The 19,584-nt window shown below is 68.4% G+C and carries 19 protein-coding genes; 14 read left to right on the top strand and 5 right to left on the bottom strand.

What is annotated here, in order from left to right; translation table 11 throughout:
- Positions 1–22 precede the first annotated feature (22 nt).
- The 3 genes from QSK35_RS15870 to QSK35_RS15860 are packed head-to-tail and all read left to right on the top strand — an operon-like array spanning position 23 to position 3,870.
- Positions 23–2,074, top strand: coding sequence for a PQQ-dependent sugar dehydrogenase (locus QSK35_RS15870; RefSeq protein ID WP_285746716.1), 2,052 nt, complete (start codon positions 23–25; stop codon positions 2,072–2,074).
- Positions 2,071–3,006: a LamG-like jellyroll fold domain-containing protein gene (locus QSK35_RS15865; RefSeq protein ID WP_285746714.1), complete on the top strand. Its 936-nt coding sequence runs from the start codon at positions 2,071–2,073 to the stop codon at positions 3,004–3,006. Before QSK35_RS15870 ends, QSK35_RS15865 begins: the two co-directional genes overlap by 4 nt.
- Positions 3,007–3,009: 3 nt before the next feature.
- On the top strand, positions 3,010–3,870 hold the full coding sequence (locus tag QSK35_RS15860; protein ID WP_285746712.1) for an alpha/beta fold hydrolase: 861 nt from the start codon (positions 3,010–3,012) through the stop codon (positions 3,868–3,870).
- On the opposite strand, the gene QSK35_RS15855 is transcribed toward QSK35_RS15860, so the two are convergent.
- Entirely contained in the window at positions 3,860–4,480 is a 621-nt protein-coding gene (locus QSK35_RS15855; RefSeq protein WP_285746710.1) for a response regulator transcription factor, read from the bottom strand. The genes QSK35_RS15860 and QSK35_RS15855 overlap by 11 nt on opposite strands.
- Complete coding sequence (locus tag QSK35_RS15850; RefSeq protein WP_285746708.1) at positions 4,471–5,502, bottom strand: sensor histidine kinase; 1,032 nt, start codon at positions 5,500–5,502, stop codon at positions 4,471–4,473. The genes QSK35_RS15855 and QSK35_RS15850 overlap by 10 nt, the downstream gene beginning before the upstream one ends.
- Before the next feature lie 98 nt (positions 5,503–5,600).
- On the opposite strand from QSK35_RS15850, the gene QSK35_RS15845 reads away from it, so the two are divergent.
- The 6 genes from QSK35_RS15845 to QSK35_RS15820 all read left to right on the top strand — a co-directional run bounded on the left by QSK35_RS15845 (position 5,601) and on the right by QSK35_RS15820 (position 12,003).
- Positions 5,601–6,206: a DedA family protein gene (locus tag QSK35_RS15845; RefSeq protein ID WP_285746706.1), complete on the top strand. Its 606-nt coding sequence runs from the start codon at positions 5,601–5,603 to the stop codon at positions 6,204–6,206.
- 34 nt (positions 6,207–6,240) lie between these two features.
- On the top strand, positions 6,241–6,909 hold the full coding sequence (locus tag QSK35_RS15840) for a hypothetical protein (protein WP_285746704.1): 669 nt from the start codon (positions 6,241–6,243) through the stop codon (positions 6,907–6,909).
- 232 nt (positions 6,910–7,141) lie between these two features.
- Positions 7,142–8,944: a hypothetical protein gene (locus QSK35_RS15835; protein ID WP_285746702.1), complete on the top strand. Its 1,803-nt coding sequence runs from the start codon at positions 7,142–7,144 to the stop codon at positions 8,942–8,944.
- A complete protein-coding gene (locus tag QSK35_RS15830; protein WP_285746700.1) occupies positions 8,945–10,528 on the top strand; it encodes a hypothetical protein in 1,584 nt (527 codons plus the stop codon).
- Between the two features lie 11 nt (positions 10,529–10,539).
- On the top strand, positions 10,540–10,743 hold the full coding sequence (locus tag QSK35_RS15825; RefSeq protein WP_285746698.1) for a hypothetical protein: 204 nt from the start codon (positions 10,540–10,542) through the stop codon (positions 10,741–10,743).
- Positions 10,744–10,764: 21 nt separating this feature from the next.
- Positions 10,765–12,003: a YeeE/YedE family protein gene (locus tag QSK35_RS15820; protein ID WP_285746696.1), complete on the top strand. Its 1,239-nt coding sequence runs from the start codon at positions 10,765–10,767 to the stop codon at positions 12,001–12,003.
- Here QSK35_RS15820 and QSK35_RS15815 read toward each other — a convergent pair.
- Together QSK35_RS15815 and QSK35_RS15810 are read right to left on the bottom strand one after the other, a co-directional pair.
- Positions 12,000–13,619, bottom strand: a complete 1,620-nt coding sequence (locus QSK35_RS15815) for a sulfatase-like hydrolase/transferase (protein WP_285746694.1) — start codon at positions 13,617–13,619, stop codon at positions 12,000–12,002. The genes QSK35_RS15820 and QSK35_RS15815 overlap by 4 nt on opposite strands.
- Before the next feature lie 120 nt (positions 13,620–13,739).
- Positions 13,740–14,699: a helix-turn-helix transcriptional regulator gene (locus tag QSK35_RS15810; RefSeq protein WP_285746692.1), complete on the bottom strand. Its 960-nt coding sequence runs from the start codon at positions 14,697–14,699 to the stop codon at positions 13,740–13,742.
- Between the two features lie 93 nt (positions 14,700–14,792).
- Here QSK35_RS15810 and QSK35_RS15805 point away from each other — a divergent pair, with 93 nt between their 5' ends.
- The 4 genes from QSK35_RS15805 to QSK35_RS15790 all read left to right on the top strand — a co-directional run bounded on the left by QSK35_RS15805 (position 14,793) and on the right by QSK35_RS15790 (position 17,509).
- Positions 14,793–15,305 carry a DinB family protein gene (locus QSK35_RS15805; protein ID WP_285746690.1) on the top strand — a complete coding sequence of 171 codons (513 nt, stop codon included), beginning with the start codon at positions 14,793–14,795 and terminating at the stop codon, positions 15,303–15,305.
- A 192-nt stretch (positions 15,306–15,497) separates the two neighbouring features.
- Positions 15,498–15,977 carry an RNA polymerase sigma factor gene (locus QSK35_RS15800; protein ID WP_285746688.1) on the top strand — a complete coding sequence of 160 codons (480 nt, stop codon included), beginning with the start codon at positions 15,498–15,500 and terminating at the stop codon, positions 15,975–15,977.
- Positions 15,974–17,062, top strand: coding sequence for an NsdA family TPR-like regulatory protein (locus QSK35_RS15795; RefSeq protein ID WP_285746687.1), 1,089 nt, complete (start codon positions 15,974–15,976; stop codon positions 17,060–17,062). The genes QSK35_RS15800 and QSK35_RS15795 overlap by 4 nt, the downstream gene beginning before the upstream one ends.
- Before the next feature lie 72 nt (positions 17,063–17,134).
- Positions 17,135–17,509, top strand: a complete 375-nt coding sequence (locus QSK35_RS15790; protein WP_285746686.1) for an ATP-binding protein — start codon at positions 17,135–17,137, stop codon at positions 17,507–17,509.
- Here the strand turns inward: QSK35_RS15790 and QSK35_RS15785 are convergent.
- Positions 17,499–18,602: a cytochrome P450 gene (locus QSK35_RS15785; protein ID WP_285746684.1), complete on the bottom strand. Its 1,104-nt coding sequence runs from the start codon at positions 18,600–18,602 to the stop codon at positions 17,499–17,501. The two genes, QSK35_RS15790 and QSK35_RS15785, sit on opposite strands and share 11 nt — an antisense overlap.
- Before the next feature lie 68 nt (positions 18,603–18,670).
- On the opposite strand from QSK35_RS15785, the gene QSK35_RS15780 reads away from it, so the two are divergent.
- Positions 18,671–19,576: a beta-L-arabinofuranosidase domain-containing protein gene (locus QSK35_RS15780; protein WP_285746964.1), complete on the top strand. Its 906-nt coding sequence runs from the start codon at positions 18,671–18,673 to the stop codon at positions 19,574–19,576.
- Positions 19,577–19,584: the final 8 nt, after the last annotated feature.

The raw sequence follows: 19,584 nt of genomic DNA, 5'->3' as shown, positions 1-19,584 counted from the left end.
ATGAGCCCACGAGGTGGTGGGGATGTCCAGACGCCTGCTCTCAGGTGCCTTAGCAATAGTTGTGACAGCCGCCGTGCTCACTCCCGGAGCCAGGGCGGACGACCCGGTCGCCGACCCGATGCCCACTCCGACCGCATCCGGTCTGGGACTGGTGATCGAGGAAGTGGCGCAGATCCCGCAGTCCACGCCGGTGCCGCCGCCGACGGACTCGCGGTTGAAACAGTGGAACCGGATCAACTTCCTCGGCGAGATCCCGGACGGATCCGGCCGGCTGTTCGTCCCGGACATGAACGGCAAGCTCTACGTCGTCGAGCACGGCGTTCCGAGCGTGTACCTGGACCTGGGCGCCGTCGTCGGGCCGGACTTCCACAACCACAAGGGGTTGGGCAGCGGGTTCGGGTTCGTCGCGTTCGACCCGCAGTTCAGGCGCAACGGCAAGTTCTACACGGTCCACACGGAGACCGGCAGCGCCCTCACGACGAAGAAACCCGACCTGCCCTCACCCGCCGACGCGCAGGTGCACGGCGTGATCACCGAGTGGACGGCTTCCGACCCGCACGCGACGACGTTCAGCGGCACGCATCGTGAGCTGCTGCGGGTCGGGTTCGTGATGTTCCTGCACGGGTTCCAGCAGATCGGGTTCAACCCGAACGCCCGCTTCTGGGACGACGACTACGGCCTGTTGTACATCGCGACCGGCGACGGCGGCATCGGGTACGTGTCGAACGTGCCGCAGGACCTCGCCGTGCCGCAGGGCAAGATCCTGCGAATCGATCCCCGCGGAGTTAATGGCTCTAACGGTCGTTACGGCATCCCTCGCGACAACCCGTTCGTCGGGAAACCCGGTGTGCTGGGCGAGATCTACGCGGTCGGCATGCGCGACCCGTATCGGTTCAGCTGGGACACCGGCGGCCGGCACAAGTTGTTCCTGGGGCACATCGGCGAGAAGGCCATCGAGTCAATCTACGAGGTGAAGCCCGGCGCGAACTTCGGGTGGAGCGAACGGGAAGGGCAGTTCGCGTTCCACCGCGGCGACCCGTCGTGCCGCGTGTACCCGCTGCCTCCTGATGACGCGAAGAACGGCTACACCTACCCCGTCGCGGGGTTCGACCACAACCGGCTGCCAACGTCCAAGCCGTGCAGCGACAGCGGAAACGCGCTGATGGGCGGGTTCGTGTACCGCGGGTGGAAGATCCCGGCGCTACACGGGAAGTACGTCTACGGCGAGGGCGTCAAGGGCCTGGTCATGTACGCCAACGAACGCGAAATGCGCGCGGGCGCCCCGATGGCCACGACGCATTCGTTGATGTTGTACGACAAGAGCGGCAAGCGCGTCACGATGCAGCAGCTCGTCGGCAAGGACCGCGTGGACATGCGGTTCGGGCAGGACGCGCGCGGTGAGCTGTACATCCTGGCCAAGGCCAACGGCAAGATCTGGAAGGTCGTCGGCACGCGGACGTTCGCTTCCTGCTCCACCTGGCACACGCGGGTCGGTGGCGCCACCCGTGCCGCGGACTGGCAGCCGGTGACGCCGTCGCTGTGGGAGTTCCCCGGCCGTGAGGTCGTGCTTGCTCGTGAGGGTGCGGAACGTCCTGGACCGCGGCGGCCCTACGAGTACGCGGTGCTGCAGAAGGGACCGGCGTTCGGTTCCGTCCGGATCGACGCCTCCGTGCGCCTGGACACGCCCGTCGAGATCAGCAACCGGGACGTGATCATCGTGTTCGGGTACCGGTCGGACACGGAGTTCTACTACGTGCATCTGTCGTCCGACAACAAGATCTACCCGCACAACGGGATCTTCGTGGTCAACAACGCGGATCGAAAACGCCTGGACGATCAGTGGGACGAGCCGCGTTCCGTTGGTGCGCTGCCCGCCGTGACGGACGCGGCGTGGCACGACGTGCGGGTCAAGCATTGTGCCGCCACAGGTGAGATCGCGGTCTACATGGACGGTTCGTCCGCTCCTCTGATGACTGCGGTGGACACCACTTTCAGCTCCGGGCGGGTCGGCTTCGGCTCGTTCGACAACATCGGCAGGCTGCGCGACCTGCGGGTCGTCGGGGAGGGCCAATGAGATCGCTTTTCGTTGGTGTCGTTGCGGTTCTGGGCGTCTCGCTGGCACCGCCGGCGTCCGCTTCGGGCGTGCCGGTGGTGCTGCCGTCGCTGGCGCGCAACCTGGTGTCGTACTACGACTTCGAGCACCCGGTCGCCGGGGATGCTTCTTTGGAACGTGATCGCGGGCGTTCGGGAACGTCCTTGAAGTTGATCAATGGCGGTGCCGACATGCGGGTGCGCGACGGCGCGTTCCGGTCGTCGCACCGAGCGTTGCAGCTCAAGCAGGTCAACCCGACCGTCGCCGGCAACGACGACTGGAAGGCCGGTGTCTGGGCGCCGGTGCCCGGTGTGCCGACGCTGCACGCGTTCAACGGCGCGCGCGAGATGTCGGTCATGGGCTGGTTCAAGATGACGGGCCAGAACCCGGCGCCGAACTCCAACTCCGCCAACCCGGACGACTTCTACAGCGCCATCGGGCTGGCCGGGGTGCTGTCCGGTGATTCCAACGGGCACGCGGTGCGCGGGTTGCTGGAACTCATGCAGGTCAACGGAAAGATGTCCCTGGTCGCGCTGGGACGCCGGGTCGATGGCGCCCCCTCGCAGTACTTCACGGCAAACGCGGACTGGCAGACGTTGTTGCCTGCTAATGAATGGGTGTTCCTTTCGGCGACGTTCAACTTCGACACCGGCGAGATCGGCTTGTACCGCAACGGGAAACCCGTCGAGGGGTACTACGCGGTGCCCGGTGACCCGTGGGCGCTCGCGGGCGATCCCGAGCCGGATCTGGCGTCGGCGACGGACCCGTTGGGCATCAAGATCGGTGGTTCGTACCCGCAGAACACGCGGGAGACCAACGCGTGCAACTGCCGGATGGACAGCCTGATGTTCCTGGACCGCGCGGTTTCGAAGTGGGAGGTGGCACTCCAGTACGCCTGGATGCGGCATATTTGACGGATGAGGTTCGAGGAGATCGTCGTCAGGACCGATCGGCTCGACTTTCCCGCGCTCGCCGCGGGTGAGGGTCCACCGGTCGTGTGCTGGCACGGTTTCCCGGACCACCCGGCCACCTTCGGCCCGCTCGCCACCCACCTGGTGGCGGCGGGCCGACGCGTTGTAGCGCCTTTCCTTCGTGGGCATCATCCTGCGACGGCCGACGAAATGGCCTACGCCGACGGCCTCACGCTCGCTGCCGACGCCGCCGCGGTCGCTGCGGCGTTGTCACCGGACGGTGTGGACATGATCGGGCACGACATCGGCGCCGGGATGGTGGCGCGCGTCGCGGCGGCGTGGCCAGAACGCCTGCGGCACGGCGTCACGATGGCGGTGCCGCCTCCCGCGGCGCTGTCGTTGGTGTTTCAGGATCCGGTGCAGCTGCAACGGTTCTTCTACGTGTGGCTCTTTCAGGTGCCCGATGTGGCGGAGGCCGTGCTGGACGCGGACCGCGGTCTGATCGACCTCCTGTGGGCTACCTGGTCGCCCGGCTTCGATCCTGGGGTGCACCGGGAGCTCGTGCACTCGATCTATGGCGATCCTCGGCTGCTGCGCAACGCGTTGCGGCTCTATCGGGCCAACTTCGACCGGTCGTTGCACGATCCTTCGCTCGCTTATCTGGCTCCGCGGTCTGAGGCGCCGGCTTCTGTTCCGCTGCTTCTGCTGGCTGGGGCGGACGACGGGTGCATCGGTGCGTCGCACTTCACGGAGGCCGGTCTGGCGCCGGGTTCCGTGGTGCGGATCCTGTCGGGTGCCGGTCACTTCCTGCATTTGGAACGGCCGGCCGCGGTCGCCGGGCTCGTCCTGGACTGGTTCACCCGCTGAGGTACCGGACGACGGCCGCGACGCGCCTGCTGACGCCGGTCGAGCCGGCGAGTCCGAGCTTGTCGAAGATCGCGTTGATGTGCTTCTCGGCGCCGCTCTGCGAGACGTGCAGCTCTTCTGAGATGCGTGCGTTCGTCAGGCCCTGCGCCATCAACGCCAGCACCTCCCGCTCGCGTGGCGTGAGGCGGTCCAGTGGGCTGGCCTTGAGCAGTCGGCGCACCACCTCGGGGTCGAACGCCGCGCCGCCGCGGGCCACCCGCTCGAGCGCGTCGAGGAACTCGTCGACCTGCGCGACGCGGTCCTTGAGCAGGTACCCGACACCGCCCTCGTGCGCCATCAGGTCCTGGGCGTAGCGGTTCTCGACGTACTGCGACAGCACGAGGACCGGGATGCCCCGCTGCCGGATCTCGAGCGCGGCCCGCAAGCCGTCGTCGGTGTTGCCCGGCGGCATGCGAACGTCGGTGACGACGATGTCTGTTTCGTTGTGGATGGCTTTCAGGAGTTCAGGCGCCGTGCCGACGGCGGCGACGATCTCGTGGCCCTCCTCGGCGAGCAGGCGGACCAGGCCTTCGCGCAGCAGAGCCGAGTCCTCGGCGAGAATCACGCGCACGGCAACGTCGCCTCCACCACGGTTCCTCCTGTGTCGCGTACGACGAGCTCTCCCCCGACGGTCGCCACCCGCTTCTTCAGCCCCTTGAGCCCGCTGCCGCCGGGGTCGGCGCCGCCCTTACCGTCGTCCTTTACCCGGACAACAAGGTGGTGGTCCTGCCTTCTGGTGACGGTTACGTCGACTTTCGTGGGCTCGGCGTGCTTCACCGCGTTGGTCACGGCCTCCGACACCACGAAGTAGATCACGGTCTCCAGCGTGCGGCCCGGCCGTTCGGTCAGGTCGTAGGCGAGCGTGATCGGGACGTCGGCGCGTTCGGCGAGCAACTCGAGGGCCGCTTCGAGGCCTTGGTCGTCGAGCGCTGTCGGGTACACGCGGACGGCCACCTCACGCAGGTCCGCGATGGCCTCTTGCGCCGCTCGGTGGGCTTGTTCGAGGAGTTCTCGCGGTTGCTCGGTGCGCCGGGCACGGCCGATCAGCATGCCGACGGTGACGAGCCGCTGCTGCACGCCGTCGTGCAGGTCGCGTTCGATGCGCCTGCGTTCGTCGTTGATCGCCTCCACGACCTCGTCGACCTTGCGGCGCATCAGCACTTCCTCGCTGGGCCCCAGGATCCTTCGTGCGAGCCAGTGGTCCAATGCGGATACTGCCGGGATGGCCGAGACGGTGCCGAAGAACAACGGCAGTCCGGGCACGGCGGCGATCAGCAGCAACGTGAGATCCACGCCGTCGTCGTTCTCGATCATTCCCCAGTCGCCGTTGAACAGCCACGCGGTCACCATCGAGATCGCCACGGCGAGGCTGAGCGCGAGCATCACCACGACGCCGGCTCCCAACGCGCCGACCATCCAGCGGACGGACGCGTAACGCAGGCATCGTTGTGGTGTCAGCGGTTCGATCTCCACGCGCTCGCCGAAGCGGGCGATCCGGCGAAGCTCGATCTCGGTCAGGGTTCTCGCGCCGCGCACGATGCAGAACGGCGTCACCGTCCCGAGCAGAACCCCCAGCAGGGACTTGAACCACACGCCTTCACGGTAGCTGGCGGCGCTACTGCGGTTTACCCCACCACGACCGGGTGGTCGTCCTCATGGTTTGTGGTGGCGAGGGTTCATAGCGTCGGGGCATGTCTGAACTTCTGGCCGACTGGGCCGTGTCCGCGATGGACTCCCTTGGGGGCGTCGGTGCCGCGCTCGTGGTGGGGCTGGACAACCTGTTCCCGCCGATCCCCAGCGAGCTCGTCCTGCCGCTGGCCGGCTTCTCCGCGAGCCGCGGGGTTTTCACCCTGCCCGAAGCGTTGTTCTGGACCACGCTGGGGTCCGTGGTCGGCGCGATCATCGTGTACCTCGCCGGGTTGCTCTTGGGGCACGACCGCACGCGCGCGCTCGTCGCGCGGATCCCGCTTGTGAAGGCGTCCGACTTCGACCGCTCCGCCTCGTGGTTCGCGCGGCACGGCACGAAAGCCGTGTTCTTCGGGCGGATGATCCCGTTGTTCCGCAGCTTCATCTCGCTGCCCGCGGGGGTGGAGCGGATGAACTTCATGGTGTTCCTGGCGTTGACGACGTTCGGCAGCCTGATCTGGAACACCGTGTTCGTCGGCGCGGGCTACGTGCTCGGTGACAACTGGCATCTGGTCGAGCGGTACGCGGGTGTGTTCCAGACCGTCGTGCTGGCTGGGGTCGGGGTGGCCGTCGTCCTGTTCGTGGTGTCGCGAGTTCGGACCAGGGTCTGATCTCTTCGCGCTTCGGGAGGGGCAGCCTGGGGCCATGACGCAACGACTCACCGCGGTCGCCATGATCCTAGGCTCGCTCCTGCTGCTGACGGGAACACTCCTGCGGTCGCAGTTCAACTTCTTCTTCCCCGACCAGCTCGCCGCGATGACCACGCACCCCGGCCTGACCACCGCCGCCTACACGTGCTTCCTGGCGGGCAACGTGCTCATGTGGCCGGCGGTGCTGGCGTTGAGCTCACGGATCAGGTCGTACTGGGGTGGCGCGCTGGTGATGTTCGGCCTCTTCGAACGCACCTTCCACGCCGGCATCGACCAGTTCGCACTGAACCTCGCCTACAGGCACGGCGCGTCCTTCGCAACCGATCTGGTCGCACAGTCCTATCAGGACATCCACCTGTTCAGCTTCCTGTCGTTCACGATCATGTTCGGCTGGTTCGTCCTCGCCTTCGAGGCGTACCGCGCGAAGGCGCTGGGCGTAGTCCGCTCGATCGGCCTGGCGAGCATGGGCCTGCTGCCGCTGGGCGTCCTGAAGGGCACCGAGCTGCTGTCGATCGTGGGCACGATCGGGCTGTGCGTGGCGTTCCTGCCCGAAGGTGTCCGGCTCATGCGCGGCGCACCACGCCCGAGCCGTCGCTCCCTTGTGCTGACCGCCATCGCCGTCCCCGTATTAGGTGCATTGGCGTTCGCCAGCACGTTCGGCTGAAATTTGAAATAAGACGCGGCACTTCGTCCCATACTTTGGTCACCAATTGACTGCACTGCGTGACCCCGAGACCCTTCCCAGCATGTGCAGAACTGTCGCCCTGGTAGGGCGTCTACACGTGGACCTGCGGCTGCAGGCCAGCGCACTCTGTCACGCCTGAGGCGTTCTCACATTTCCCTCCAACCCGTTTACCGGGTTATTCGCCCTGCCCGAAAACAGGAGTGTGTTGTTCATGTGGTCGAACTCGCCGCCCTGGCGAATAGCATTGATAGCGGCGCTCACTTTTGGCGCGTTGACGTACACGAGTGGCGGCAGCGCCTACGCCGATGTGCGGGAGGTGGTCAGCAGCACGACGGCGAGCGACGGCAAGCAGTACTGGGTGAAGAACCACCTGACGCCGCAGGCTCAGGCCCAAGGCCGTAAGAAGTGGCTGCTCGTGTGGGCCGGTGACGAGAACATCGCCGACACGATCGTCAAGGACGTCAAGGGGCTGCCCGGTTCCCTGCTGGGCAAACCACTGGGCCTCGATCCGTTGCCCGGTCCGGACTTCCTGGCCGTCATCGACGCGACCGAAGGTTCACCGAGCTACGGCAAGGTGGTCAACACCGCGACCGTCGGGCCGCTGGTCGAGAACGAGCCGCACCACATGCAGTACGTGTGGCACAAGGGAGACACGGTCTACGCGGGCGCGTTGTTCGCGGCGGCGACGTACGCGTTCGACGTGAGTGCGTTGCCGGAGTTGAAGCTCAAGGGCATCAGTCTGCCCACGAACACGCTCGGCGGCAGCGTGCCGGACGCGTACTGGACGTTGAAGGACGGCACCGCGTACGGCACGTACATGGGCGGGCCGGTCGTGCCCGGTCCGTACACCTACGCCAACGGGCAGACCGTGGTGGGCAACGGGTTCGCCGGTAGTCCCGGTGCGCTGCTGCGGTTCGACCAGAACGGCAAGGTGTTGTCGCAGACCAGTGCGGCGACCCCGCAGGGCGACAACGAGAAGCTGTGCCTCAACCTGCCGCGGCTCGGCGCGCCGAGTTGTGCCAACCCGCACGGCATTCAGGCCCGTGAAGACCTGAACACGTTGCTCACCAGCGACTACGCCGAGCCGCGCAACATCATTCTCGATCCGGTCAAGGCGCCCTCTCCCTACCTCCGCCGGCCGACCGTCCGGACGTGGGACATCAGCGACCGGAACAACCCGAAGCTGCGCGCGGTGTCGTACCTGCAGAACGGGCCGCGGTCCGATCCCGCCGACCCGCTGCACCAGGAGAGCCGCGCGGTCATGGAGACGACCGTGACGAACCTGCCCGGTCACAAGGGCGCGTTCGCCCAGACCATGCAGGGTGGCGCGGTGCACTACACGCCGGACATCACGGCGGCCGAACCGCACTGGTACGAGGTGTTCGACGACGGCGCGGCGTCGAAGGCGATCTACGCGGGCAACGATTCGAACGGCGGCGGTTCGAATGGTGGCTGGATCCAGACCTCGCCCGACGACCGGTTCCTGTACCGGGCGATCTCCGGGCGTGGCAAGGGTGCGCTCGGGCCGGACGACCCCGGCGCGACCGGCGGTGTGTACATCTTGGACATTCAGAAGCTGGTCGCTGCGGGCACCGGGTTCCAGTGCCGCATCGACACGCTGGCCGAGGCGCAGAACGGTGGCGCCGAGGCGGACTGCCCGACCGTCGCGGGTGCGGTGCCGATCAACCCCGGCAAGGCCGCGTCGGGTCCGCACTGGGGTGCGTACGACAACTTCGACCTCGGTGCCGACGGGTTCTACCACGAGACGTTGTCGCCCAGGCGGCTCGCGGTGTCGAACTACTTCGTCGCGCGGACCGGCCTGGACGGTGACCACAAGGTCAACATCCTGAAGGTCGGACCGGACGGAAAGGCCACTTTGGACTCTGCCTTTAGGGACGAGTTCACCGGCCAAACCGGGATCAACTTCAACCGCAAGGACTGGCCGCACGGGTCGTGGGGCAATGCCAAGCCGCACTCCGAGCTGTTCGTCGTCGCCGATGCGGATGTGAAGTAGATGAACCACCCCCACGGAGGTCTCGACGCCGCGGGCACGTCGACGCTCGCACTGGTACTGCGACTGGCACTGCTGCTGACCACGGCGTTCGTCGCCGGGGCCGGCCTGGTGCCCGCGCCCGCCCGGAAGGTGCCGATCTTCGCCTCGGCACTCGCCGCGCTGCTGGTGGGCGCGTCGGTGGTGACACAGGACGTGGGACTGATCGGAGCGGTGATCCACGTCGCGCTGGTCGTCGCCGTGCCGTTGCTGCAGGGAAAACCCGCCACCAGGTGGGTAGCGGCGGCGCTCGTCCTGTTGCTCGTGGTGGAGACCTCCGTGGGGGACTCCGGCATCTGGTTCGTGCTCAACACGGTGTTCGTGGCCGCGTCCGTCGCGTGGCTCGGGCTCGCCGTGTTCCGGCCGGACGACCGCAAGCTGGTGCTGTCGCTGGGGATCGTGCTCGCGGTCGCCGGCGCGGCCCGGCTGGTGACGTCCGGGATCGCGTTCGACCGGCGGATCTACGAGACGCTGCTCGGGTTGGTGTTGCTGGCGATCGTGCTGGTGCCACTGGCGACCCTGGTGGTGCGCAACCGGATCGCGGCGGCCGGTGTCGCGGTGGCGCTGGTGGCGTGGGGTGCGTTGCCCGCGATCGCCACGCCGCCCGACCTGCCCGTCGCGGGTGTCCCGGTGCTCACCGACGTGCGGCTGGACGATCGCTCGGTGCCGGTACTGGTCAGCCCGCACCGGCCGGGCCGCAACCTCGTGCACTTTCCGGCTTCGGCGGGCAAGGACCTGAGGGTGAACGACGTGCCCGCGGTGCCGATCGCGGGTGCCGAGGGCACGTGGGCCGAGGTCGACCTGCCGCCGGGGCGGAGCACGCTCGTGATCAACGACTCCGCCCGCGTCGAGGTGGATCCCGGCGATCGGTCGGGCCCGTCGGTCGATCCCGAGTGCGCTGGTGCCGCACTGGGTGCCCTGCTGGACAACCGGCGCTCGGTGCTGACCGAGTGCCCGTCCCAGCGACTGTCCACTGAGGATTCCGATGCCCTGGTCAAGCTCGTCGGGTTCCTCAAGGCCAGGGGTGTACCGGGAATCACCCTCGCGACCGATGGTTCGCCGCGATCCACGGCCGCGGAGAAGGTGATCCGTTCGTCCGGTCTGCGTGTGGACACCGAGGAACGACCGGACAACGCGCTGGTCGCGGTGTCCGGCTGGACCTCGGCGTACGAAGCGCTGACCAGGGCGGCCGCCCGGCAGTCGGAGGCCCCGGTCTACGCGCACGGCCTGTACCTGGCGCCGTGGCTGCTGCACGCGCCGATCGCCACGGCGATCACCAGCGCGTCGGTGCCGCTGCGGTTCGACCCGCGGGAGCAGCTGGCCGTCGGGTACGCGATCGCGGTCGGCAACCGGTTCGGCGGCGAGAACCCCACCCCTGCCGGGTTCCACGCGTGGCTCGGTGATCGGAAGCCCTCCGGTGCCGTGCAGATCTTCGCCGTGGCGCAGGTGAGCGTGATGCCGAACGAAACCACCCATTCGATGTCCGAAGAGCTTGCGGGGCAATGGATCCCGCAGGCGACTGTCGTCCCTGTCAGCGCAGTTCTCTGAAAGGAATCCCTGTGAAGAAGACCCTTGTCGCGACGTTCCTGACCGGGTTGGTGCTCACCGGCTTCGCCGGGCCCGCGTTCGCCGACCCCGTGATCGTCGACGAGCCGGACACCGGCGGCCTCGAGAACCCGTACACGTTCGCGCCCGGCGGCATTCCGGTGAACGGGCTCATCGAGTCGATCACCAAGGCCCCCGGCCGCATCCTGCCCATCTAGTCGAGAGAGCGGAGCGCACCGATGTCCCTCCTCAGCTTCCCCACCTCGTGCGCCGCACCGGCAGCGAAGCCGGAGGGACCGGTGCGCGCCGTTCCCCTGCTTGTCGCTTCCCTGCTGGCTGCGGTTTTGACGATCTACGTGTGGGCCTCGTTCGGCGCGAAGTCCGGTGTGCTGCTCGCCATCGGGTTCGGACTGGGCCTCGCGTTGTTCCACTCCCGCTTCGGTTTCACGTCCGCGTGGCGGCAACTGATCGCGGTCGGCAACGGCCAGGGCCTGCGGGCCCACACGGTTCTCCTTGGTACCGCGGCAACTCTGATCGCACTGATCATCTCGACCGGATCAGGGCTTTTCGGTTCCGTGCCCAAGGCGACCGGCGGACCGATCGGGCTCGCGTTGTTCGTCGGCGCGGTGCTGTTCGCGATCGGCATGCAGCTCGGCGGCGCTTGCGCGTCCGGGACCCTGTTCGCGGTCGGCTCCGGCCAGTCGACGATCGTGCTGACGCTGGGCGGGTTCATCGCCGGGTCGATCCTCTACACGTGGGCGTTCCCGCTGTTCAACGGTTGGCCGTCGCTGCCCGGCGTGCTGCTGGCCGACCACGTCGGCTGGTTCGGGTCGTGGCTGATCACGATCGCTGTTCTGGTGGGGATTGTTTTCGTGACTCGGGTTGTTCAAGCGCGCCGCAACCCGCCGCCCGCGGACGTCGTCCCGACCGCGCACGGCATCGCGCGTGTGTTCCGCGGTTCGTGGCCCGCGCTGGCGGGCGCGGTCGTGCTCGGTGTGCTGGCCGCGGCGGTGTTCCTGGTGTCCGGCGGCATCTGGGGCGTCACCTTCGCGTTCGCCCTGTGGGGCGCGAAGCTGTTGCAGCTCTTCGGTCTGCACCCGGAGGCGTGGGAGTTCTGGCAGAACCCGGCCAACGCGAAGGCTCTGGCGGCGTCGATCTGGGTGGACAAGACCAGCCTGACCAACATCGGCATCATGATCGGCGCCGCGATCGCCGCGGCCGCCGCCGGCGCGTGGAAGATCCACAGCCAGATTCCTTGGCGCACGGCCCTTGCGGCCGTGCTGGGTGGTGTTCTGATGGGTGTTGGGGCGCGGCTGGCCAACGGCTGCAACATCGGCGCCTACCTCGGCGGCATCTCCGTCGGCAGCCTGCACGGCTGGCTGTGGGGTGTGTTCGCGCTGGGTGGGACGTGGATCGGGCTGCGGCTGCGGCCGTTGTTCGGGCTGGAGAACCCGAAGCCGAGTGACAGCGTCTGCTAGTCGCGGCGCTTGTCCGAGAACGCGCTGATGAAGCGGTCGCGGAAGTCGCTCATCTTCCACACCGGCGCCTGCGGGCCCGGCTTGATGCCGTCGTTCCAGCCCCAGGACGACACGCGCTCCATCACCTTGGGGTCGCGGGCCACGATCGTGATCGGCACGTCGTGGCTCGCGCCCTCGCCGGTCACGATCGACGCCGGCTGGTGGTCGCCGAGGAAGACCAGCACGAGGTCGTCGTCGCCGTATTCCTCCACATAGGACACCAGGTTGTCGACGGAGTACTGGATGGACTTGGCGTAGTCCGCGCGCACCTGCTGCGGGTCGCGGCCGAAGATGGACTCCGGCGGCGCGCCGTTGCCCGCCATCGGGTTGAAGATCGTGCCGTCGCCGACGTCCTTCCAGTCGACGTGCTGCGGGATCGGCGACCACGGCGCGTGGCTCGACACCATCGGGACCGCGGCCATGATCGGGCCCTGCTGCTTGTCGCGCACCTGCTTCTGCAACGCCGACAGCGTGTACTGGTCGGGCATCGTCGCGTAGCTGAACCGCGGGCCGCGGTAGCCGAGGTCGTTGGCGGTGTAGATCTCGTTGTAGCCGAAGAAGTTCCCCTCCGGCCACGCCTGCGTGATGCCGGGGTAGACACCGGCCGTCTGCCAGTTCGCGCGCTTGAAGGCGCCGTTCAGCGTCAGCCGGTCGCTGGTCGTCAGGTTGCGGTAGCGCTGCTGGTTGTCGATCCACAGGCCGGACAGCAGCGTGGCCTGCGCCATCCAGCTGCCACCGCCCGCGGTCGGTGAGGTCAGCAGACCGCTCCTGGACTCGTATCCCTTCGCCTTCAGGCGCGCGGTGCCCTGGGTCAGGGTGGCGGAGACACCGGGGTCGTCGATGGCGTTGCGGCCGTAGCTCTCCACGAACGTGACCACGACGTCCTTGCCGCGCAACGACTGCAGCAGCTCGTTGCCCGGAGTGTCGCGGTAGGCGTCGATCGCGGCCTCCTTCGCGAACTCCTCCTGGTCCTTGATGCCGTCACGGACCTGCGTCGCGTGGCTGTACGCGAGGGCGGCGGCGCTCTGCGACGCGACGGGAACGCCGAGGATCGCGCAGACCAGCCACACGATGCCCAGCACCCGGACCGTGCGCGTGGCCAGCACGTGCCGCCGGGAGGCGACCTTGGTGATCCGCACGACGGACACCGTGACCAGCGCGATCACGCCCAACGCCAGGACTATCGCCGCGATCACCGCACCGACGGCGGCTCCCTTTCCGACGGTCACGTCCAGGAAGTCGACCGCCGGCTTGAACAGCGGCCAGTCCAGCACCAGGTCGAACGGCCGGTAGAGCACGAGGTCGAAGCCCGCGTCCATGATCTTCAGCAGGAGCAGGCCGCCCAGGACCGCGCCTCCGAGGATCGCGCCGATCTTGCGGGCCCGGCCGGGCAGCAGGAGCAGCAGGCCGACGCCGAGGATGCCCTCGATCGGCAGCTTCGCCAGTTCCTCCAGCGAGAAGCGTTCGAGGTCGTACGGCACGACGAGGGCGAACAGCACCAGCAGGCACGCCAGGACCGTGGTCACCTTGGCCGCGATCCCGCGCCAGCGCGGACGTTCGCCTTCATGCGTGGACAAATCCCCAGACCCTTCTAACGGCGGCTTGCTTTAGGGGAAACGCCCCACGCACCCCGGTCGGTTCAGATGGCTGGCGAACGTGACGTTCGGGGACATGGATGTCCACAAACGTCACGTTCGCTAGACGGCACGGCCGAAGCGGGCGCTCCACTCGGCCAGCATCGTGATCAACTCGGGCGGGGAACGCACCTCGAACTCGGCTCCGATCGAGCCCAGAGCCATCGCGGGCCAGTCCAGCGAGTCGGTGTTCATCCGCACCAGACACGACCCCGCGTCGATCTCCTCGATCGTCGCCCACCGCTCGAGCCGCGCCCGCACGACCTCGGCCGTCGCGTGCACGACCACCTCGACCGCGTAACCCGCCTGACGCTCCTTGAGGCCGGCGCGGACGAACGCCGCCGCGTCCTCGCCGGGCAGCTTGCGCGGCGCGAACCGGGCGCCGGTGCGGCGCGGTGACGTCAGCCGGTCCATCCGGAAGGTGCGCCAGTCGTGCCTGGTCAGGTCATAGGCGACCAGGTACCAGCGGCGGCCGAGGGGCACCAGCCGATGGGGTTCGACGTGCCGCTCAGTCGCGGCCGCGCCGTGCCCGGTGTAGCCGAACTCGATGCGTTCGGAATCGCGGCACGCCTGCGCGACCACGATCAGCACCTCGGGTTCCAGCGGCGGCGGCCCGGCGTACTGGCCGAACCCCGACGGCACCGTGACCGCCCGCAGCGCGTCCACCTGTCGGCGCAGCCGCGGCGGCATGACCTGCACGACCTTGGTCAGCGCGCGGATCGCGGACTCCTCGATCCCAGGGATCGCGCCCTGGGTCGCGGCCTGCATTCCGACCGCGATCGCGACCGCCTCGTCGTCGTCCACGACCAACGGCGGCAGCGCCGCACCCGCTGCGAGCTGGTAGCCGCCGTCGACGCCGCGGTTGGCCTCGACGGGATAGCCCAGCTCGCGCAGGCGGTCGACGTCCCGGCGCAGCGTGCGCACGGAGACGCCCAGCCGGGTGGCCAGTTCCTCACCCGGCCAGTAGCGGTGCGTCTGCAGCAACGACAGCAGGCGCAGCGTCCTGGAGCTCGTGTTCGCCATGTTCTTCAGGGTTTCTCAAATTTAGGACAGAAACTGACCGGAGGGCGTCTTACTGTAGTTCCTGTCGAACCGAAGCGAGAAGGAGAACCCGCGATGACCAGCACCGAACAGCTCACGGGCGAGCGTGCGGACCTGCTCGAGACCCTGCAGGCGCACCGCAGGTTCCTGCTGTTCACCGCCAAGGACCTGACCGACGAGCAGGCCAAGGCGACCCCGACGGCGAGCGCGTTGTGCATCGGCGGCCTGATCAAGCACGTCGCCGCGACCGAGAAGAGCTGGTACGAGTTCATCGTCGAGGGCCCGAAGGCGATGGAGTTCAACGAGGAGATGTACGCCGAGCACGAGCGGCAGTTCCGCCTGCTGGAGGGCGAGACGCTCGCGGGTGTGATCGCCGAGTACGAGCAGATCGCCGCGGCCACCGACGAACTGGTGCGCACGGTCGACCTCGACCTGAGCCACGAGCTGCCGCCCGCGCCGTGGTTCCCCAAGGGCTCCAAGCGGTCCGCGCGCCGCGTTTTCGTGCACATCGTGGCGGAGACGGCCCAGCACGCGGGGCACGCCGACATCATCCGCGAGACCCTCGACGGCCAGAAGACGATGGGCTGAGTGCCCGCATGTGGCATGAGGGGACCCTTCATAGCGGTCAGCGCTTGCAAAGCTCCCCTCATGGCACATCCGATTGGGTGAAGGTGAGGGGTGGGTTAGGCACGGCGGTGGTTTGGTGCCTGTTACGGGTGAACGCCGTGTGCGGCCGATTAACGGTTGTGCACAACCCCCATCCCGGAGAGAGGCGACGCCGTGCCCGAGGCACTCGAGGACGACGACGGCTTCGCCGACTTCTTCCGCCGCACCCGACCGCTGCTGACCAGGACGTTGACCGCGCTGACCGACGACACCCGGATCGTCGAGGACGTCGTGCAGGAGTCGCTGCTCATCGCGGGCCACCGCTGGGCCGAGGTCGGCGGGTACGACAAACCCGAGGCCTGGGTGATCAAGGTGGCGCTGCGCCGGATGCGCCGCTGGCAGGCCGGCCACCGCGAGACCACGCTCAAAGCCGTGCACGACGTGCCGCACGACCCGATCGCGCAGCGCGACGACCTCGACGAGCTGCTCGCCGCGATCCGAGGCCTCTCACCCAGGCGGGCCGAGGTGATCGTCCTGCACCACCTGCTGGGCTACTCGATCGCCGAGGTCGCGGAGGTCCTGTGCGTCACCGAGAACACCGTCCGCACCCATCTCAGCCTGGGCCGCGCCGACCTGAAGGCGAGGTTGCGATGAACCTCGACGACCTCCTGCACGACGCCGCCGTCGCCATCCGCGAGCCCGACACGACGTTCGTCCCCCTCCGGACGAACGCGGAGACCCTGCGCAAGCTCGACGACGACGTCGAACTGATGGGTGCGCTCGAACGCGCCTACCGGGCCGCGGAGCAGGCCGAACGGCTCGGCAGGCCGATCGACGCCGCCACGTACTTCCGGGTCGCGGCCGACCAGAACATCGGTGACGCGGCGGTCCGGCTCGCGACCCTGCTGTCCGAGCTCGGTGAGGCCGAGGCCGACGAGTGGTTCGCCGTCGCCGAACAGGAGGGCTTCACGACGTTCCCCCGCGAGCGGTTTCTCCAGCACGCCGCGGCCGTGACGGTCGGGATCACGAAGCCCCTGCGAAACCGCGCCCACGTCAGCCCCGCCGAGGTGAGCCGGATCGAAGCCGCCACGCGGGCGTTGCGCACGCTCGACCGCCAGTACGGCGGCATCGCGTGCCACGCCGCAGTCCTCGACCACGTGCGCGCGCTCGACCCCTTCCGCGGAACCCGGAACGACCGGCTGAACGCCGCGATCGCCGACGCGTACGACCTGGCCGGTTGGACGGCGTTCGACGCCGGTCAGCCGGCCGCCGCGCACACGTACTTCGCGACCGCCATGTCGCTGGCGGGCGAGAACACCGCGTTGATGGCGGACATCATGTCCCACGCGGGCCGGATGTACCTGCACCACGACGAGCGCGACACGGCGTTGCAGCTCTTCCAGCTCGGGCAGCTGCACGCGCGGAACTCGGGTTCCGCGGCCGCGATCGCCAAGCTCACCGCGCTGGAGAAACAGGCACGCGGGTGTCCGCCGGAGATCGATCTCACGGCTCTGCGGCAACAGAAACGGGTGCGTGGACAGACGATTGTTCTCACGGCACTCGCCCGGAACCGGCTGGCCGACGGCGACTCCCGCGCGGCCGCTGAGCTGGCGGAACGCGCGCTGGACGTGTCGGCGCGGCTCCGGTCGCAACGGGCGAACGACCACCTGCGGGCGCTCGGCGAGGAGGCGGAGGAGCTCGCGGACCGGATCGCCGCCAGGTTGGCGTGCGCCACATGACGTTTGGCGCGCGTCGAACCTCGGGTATTCGCCTGTCGTCTTGAGAAGACAGGACAAGAGGGGTTGGTTCATGTGGAGGACACGACGACCGGTGTGCCACTGACGCATGAACTTCCGGACTCGGCCCCTTCGTTGATCAGAGTCCGCCGCTGGGTCGCCACCTGGCTTCACGACCTCTCCGACGATCTCAAGCTCGACGTCATGACGATCTCCACCGAGCTCGTCAGCAACGCCTACGAGCACGCGGCAGGACCGCGTGGCGTCGAGCTGCATCGCACCGGGCGCACGGTCCGGATCGAGGTGCACGACAGCAGCGTGGAACGGCCGAAGCTGGGCGTGTACGGCACCCGAGGACGCGGTCTCGTGCTCGTTCAGGGCCTCTCGACCCGCTGGGGCGTCATCGACCGCCCCGACGGCAAGACGGTGTGGGCCGAGATCACCACGTGACGGGCAGCTCGTAGAGCCCGCAGATGGGCGCGTCGAACCTGAACCGGACCTCCTCGAACGGCACCGCGACCCGCAGCCCGGGAGCGCGTTCCAGCAACGCCCGCAACGCCACCCGCATCTCGACGCGCGCGAGCGTCTGGCCGAGGCACTGGTGCACACCGTCGCCGAACGCGAGGTGACCGCGCGCCTTGCGGCGGATGTCGAGCACGTCGGGATCCGGGTACACCGAGGGATCCCGGTTGGCCGCGAACAACGACGCGATCACACCGTCGCCGGCGCGCATCCCGTCGCCGTCGCTGGTCACCGCGCGCACCACGCCCTGGTGCACGGGGCTGAGGTAGCGCAGCAACTCCTCCACCGCACCGTCCACATCGGACGGCCGCAGCGTCGCCCACTGGTCCGCGAGCGCCAGCACGGACATCGCGATCGAGTTGGCCGTGGTCTCGTGGCCACCGACGAGCAGCAGCACGACCATCCCGACAACCTCGTCCTCGGTCAACGCCTCGGAAAGGCGTTTCAGCAGACCTTGGCCGGGCAGGAGCGCGCGGATGTAGTCGTGCAGTTCGTCCAGCGCCGCCTGGACCTCGGCGGCGGACCGCGTGCGGTCGTGGTGCGCGCGGCTGCGTGAGGAAAAGAACTCCTGGTCCTCCGGTGGAACGCCGAGCAGCAGGCAGATCACGTCCGACGGCACCGGCATCGCGAACCCGGCGACCAGGTCGGCCGGTTGCGGACCGGCGAGCATCGCGTCGAGCCGCGCGTGCGTGATGCGTTCGATCTCGGGCCGCAACGCCTCCATCCGGCGCACGGTGAACTCGCCGGTCAGCAGCCGGCGATAGCGGGTGTGCAGCGGCGGGTCCGTCACGAGGAAGCTGCCCGGTGCGGCCTTCTTGTCCACAACCGGACGCAACTGCGGGTAGCCGGGCCGGCTCGGGTCCGAGCTGAACCGCGCGTGGTCGCGCAGCACCGCGCGCACGTCGGCGTACCTGGTGACCAGGTGGGCGTCCTGGCCGTGCCGCAGCCGGACCAGGCCTTCGTGAGAGCGCAGGCCGGCGGGCGGGTCGAAACCGTGGGAGCGCGGCATCGGATAGTCCACGAGCCTCGACCCTACCGACGACCTGCGGATTGATGCCTTGGATGCGGTAAGGGATCCTTCGTGCCGTGATGCTCTACGAGAAGTCCGCGCGGCGTGCCGTCGAGTGGCTGCTGGAACACACGCCACCCGAGGACGTCGTGGCGCACTACAAGGTGCCCGCCTTGTTCTGCCTCGCGGGCTACCCGCGGGAGGCGCAGCGACGGCTGGACTTCATCGAGGCGCGCTTCGGCACCGAGGACGGCGACTTCGTCACCGCGCCGGGCGTGAAGAGCTCGCACGAGGCGTTCCAGGAGTTCTGGTGCTACCCGAACGGCTGGATCGCGCTGGCCGCACACCGGCGTGGCGCGTTCGTCCTGGCCCGGCGTGCCTACCGGCACCTGCTGACCTACGAGGCGCCCGCGGGCGGCTGCTGCGCGAACCGCCTGGGCATCCCGGACGCCCTGTCGACCGCACACCTGGGCTGCGTCGCGCTGCAGCTCGGTGACGTGACCACCGCCCGCGACGCGGGGCGTTGGCTGAGCGAGCTGCTGACACGCCAGAACGGGCCCGAGTTCCGCGTCCGCGGGCTGGTGGAGGACACGAGCTTCCTGCACGTGGTGCATCCGGACGAACCGGACCAGGCGTACTTCATGCTCGGCTACCCGATGGCGTTCCTGGCGAAGCTCTACCAGGTCACCGGCGACATGCAGGCGCTGCAGGCGGCCGTCGCGTTCGCCGACTACGCCTTCCGCTGCGGCGACCGCCTGGTCACCTCGCGGCTCGCGCACAAGGTCGCGTGGGGTGCCGCCGTGCTCGCGCGCACCACCGGTGAACAGCGCTACGCCCGGCTCGCCACTGCCATCGCCGACAACCTCGTCGCAGCTCAGGCCGCCGATGGCTGCTGGTCCCCCGACGCCGAGGACGTGCAGAAGTTCGACGACACCGCCGAGGTCGCGCTCTGGCTGCTCGAGATCTCGGCGGATCTCGCGGGCTAAGCTCGCGG

This window comes from Lentzea sp. NBRC 105346, assembly GCF_030269605.1.
Lineage (GTDB): Bacteria > Actinomycetota > Actinomycetes > Mycobacteriales > Pseudonocardiaceae > Lentzea.
This window is presented reverse-complemented; position numbering and strand designations above follow the sequence as displayed.

Excerpts from the sequence above, each read along its gene's own strand:
- QSK35_RS15870 (WP_285746716.1), top strand. The coding sequence starts at position 23 with ATGTCCAGACGCCTGCTCTCAGGTGCCTTAGCAATAGTTGTGACAGCC.
- QSK35_RS15865 (WP_285746714.1), top strand. The coding sequence starts at position 2,071 with ATGAGATCGCTTTTCGTTGGTGTCGTTGCGGTTCTGGGCGTCTCGCTG.
- QSK35_RS15860 (WP_285746712.1), top strand. The coding sequence starts at position 3,010 with ATGAGGTTCGAGGAGATCGTCGTCAGGACCGATCGGCTCGACTTTCCC.
- QSK35_RS15845 (WP_285746706.1), top strand. The coding sequence starts at position 5,601 with ATGTCTGAACTTCTGGCCGACTGGGCCGTGTCCGCGATGGACTCCCTT.
- QSK35_RS15840 (WP_285746704.1), top strand. The coding sequence starts at position 6,241 with ATGACGCAACGACTCACCGCGGTCGCCATGATCCTAGGCTCGCTCCTG.
- QSK35_RS15835 (WP_285746702.1), top strand. The coding sequence starts at position 7,142 with ATGTGGTCGAACTCGCCGCCCTGGCGAATAGCATTGATAGCGGCGCTC.
- QSK35_RS15830 (WP_285746700.1), top strand. The coding sequence starts at position 8,945 with ATGAACCACCCCCACGGAGGTCTCGACGCCGCGGGCACGTCGACGCTC.
- QSK35_RS15820 (WP_285746696.1), top strand. The coding sequence starts at position 10,765 with ATGTCCCTCCTCAGCTTCCCCACCTCGTGCGCCGCACCGGCAGCGAAG.
- QSK35_RS15810 (WP_285746692.1), bottom strand. The coding sequence starts at position 14,699 with ATGGCGAACACGAGCTCCAGGACGCTGCGCCTGCTGTCGTTGCTGCAG.
- QSK35_RS15805 (WP_285746690.1), top strand. The coding sequence starts at position 14,793 with ATGACCAGCACCGAACAGCTCACGGGCGAGCGTGCGGACCTGCTCGAG.
- QSK35_RS15795 (WP_285746687.1), top strand. The coding sequence starts at position 15,974 with ATGAACCTCGACGACCTCCTGCACGACGCCGCCGTCGCCATCCGCGAG.
- QSK35_RS15780 (WP_285746964.1), top strand. The coding sequence starts at position 18,671 with ATGCTCTACGAGAAGTCCGCGCGGCGTGCCGTCGAGTGGCTGCTGGAA.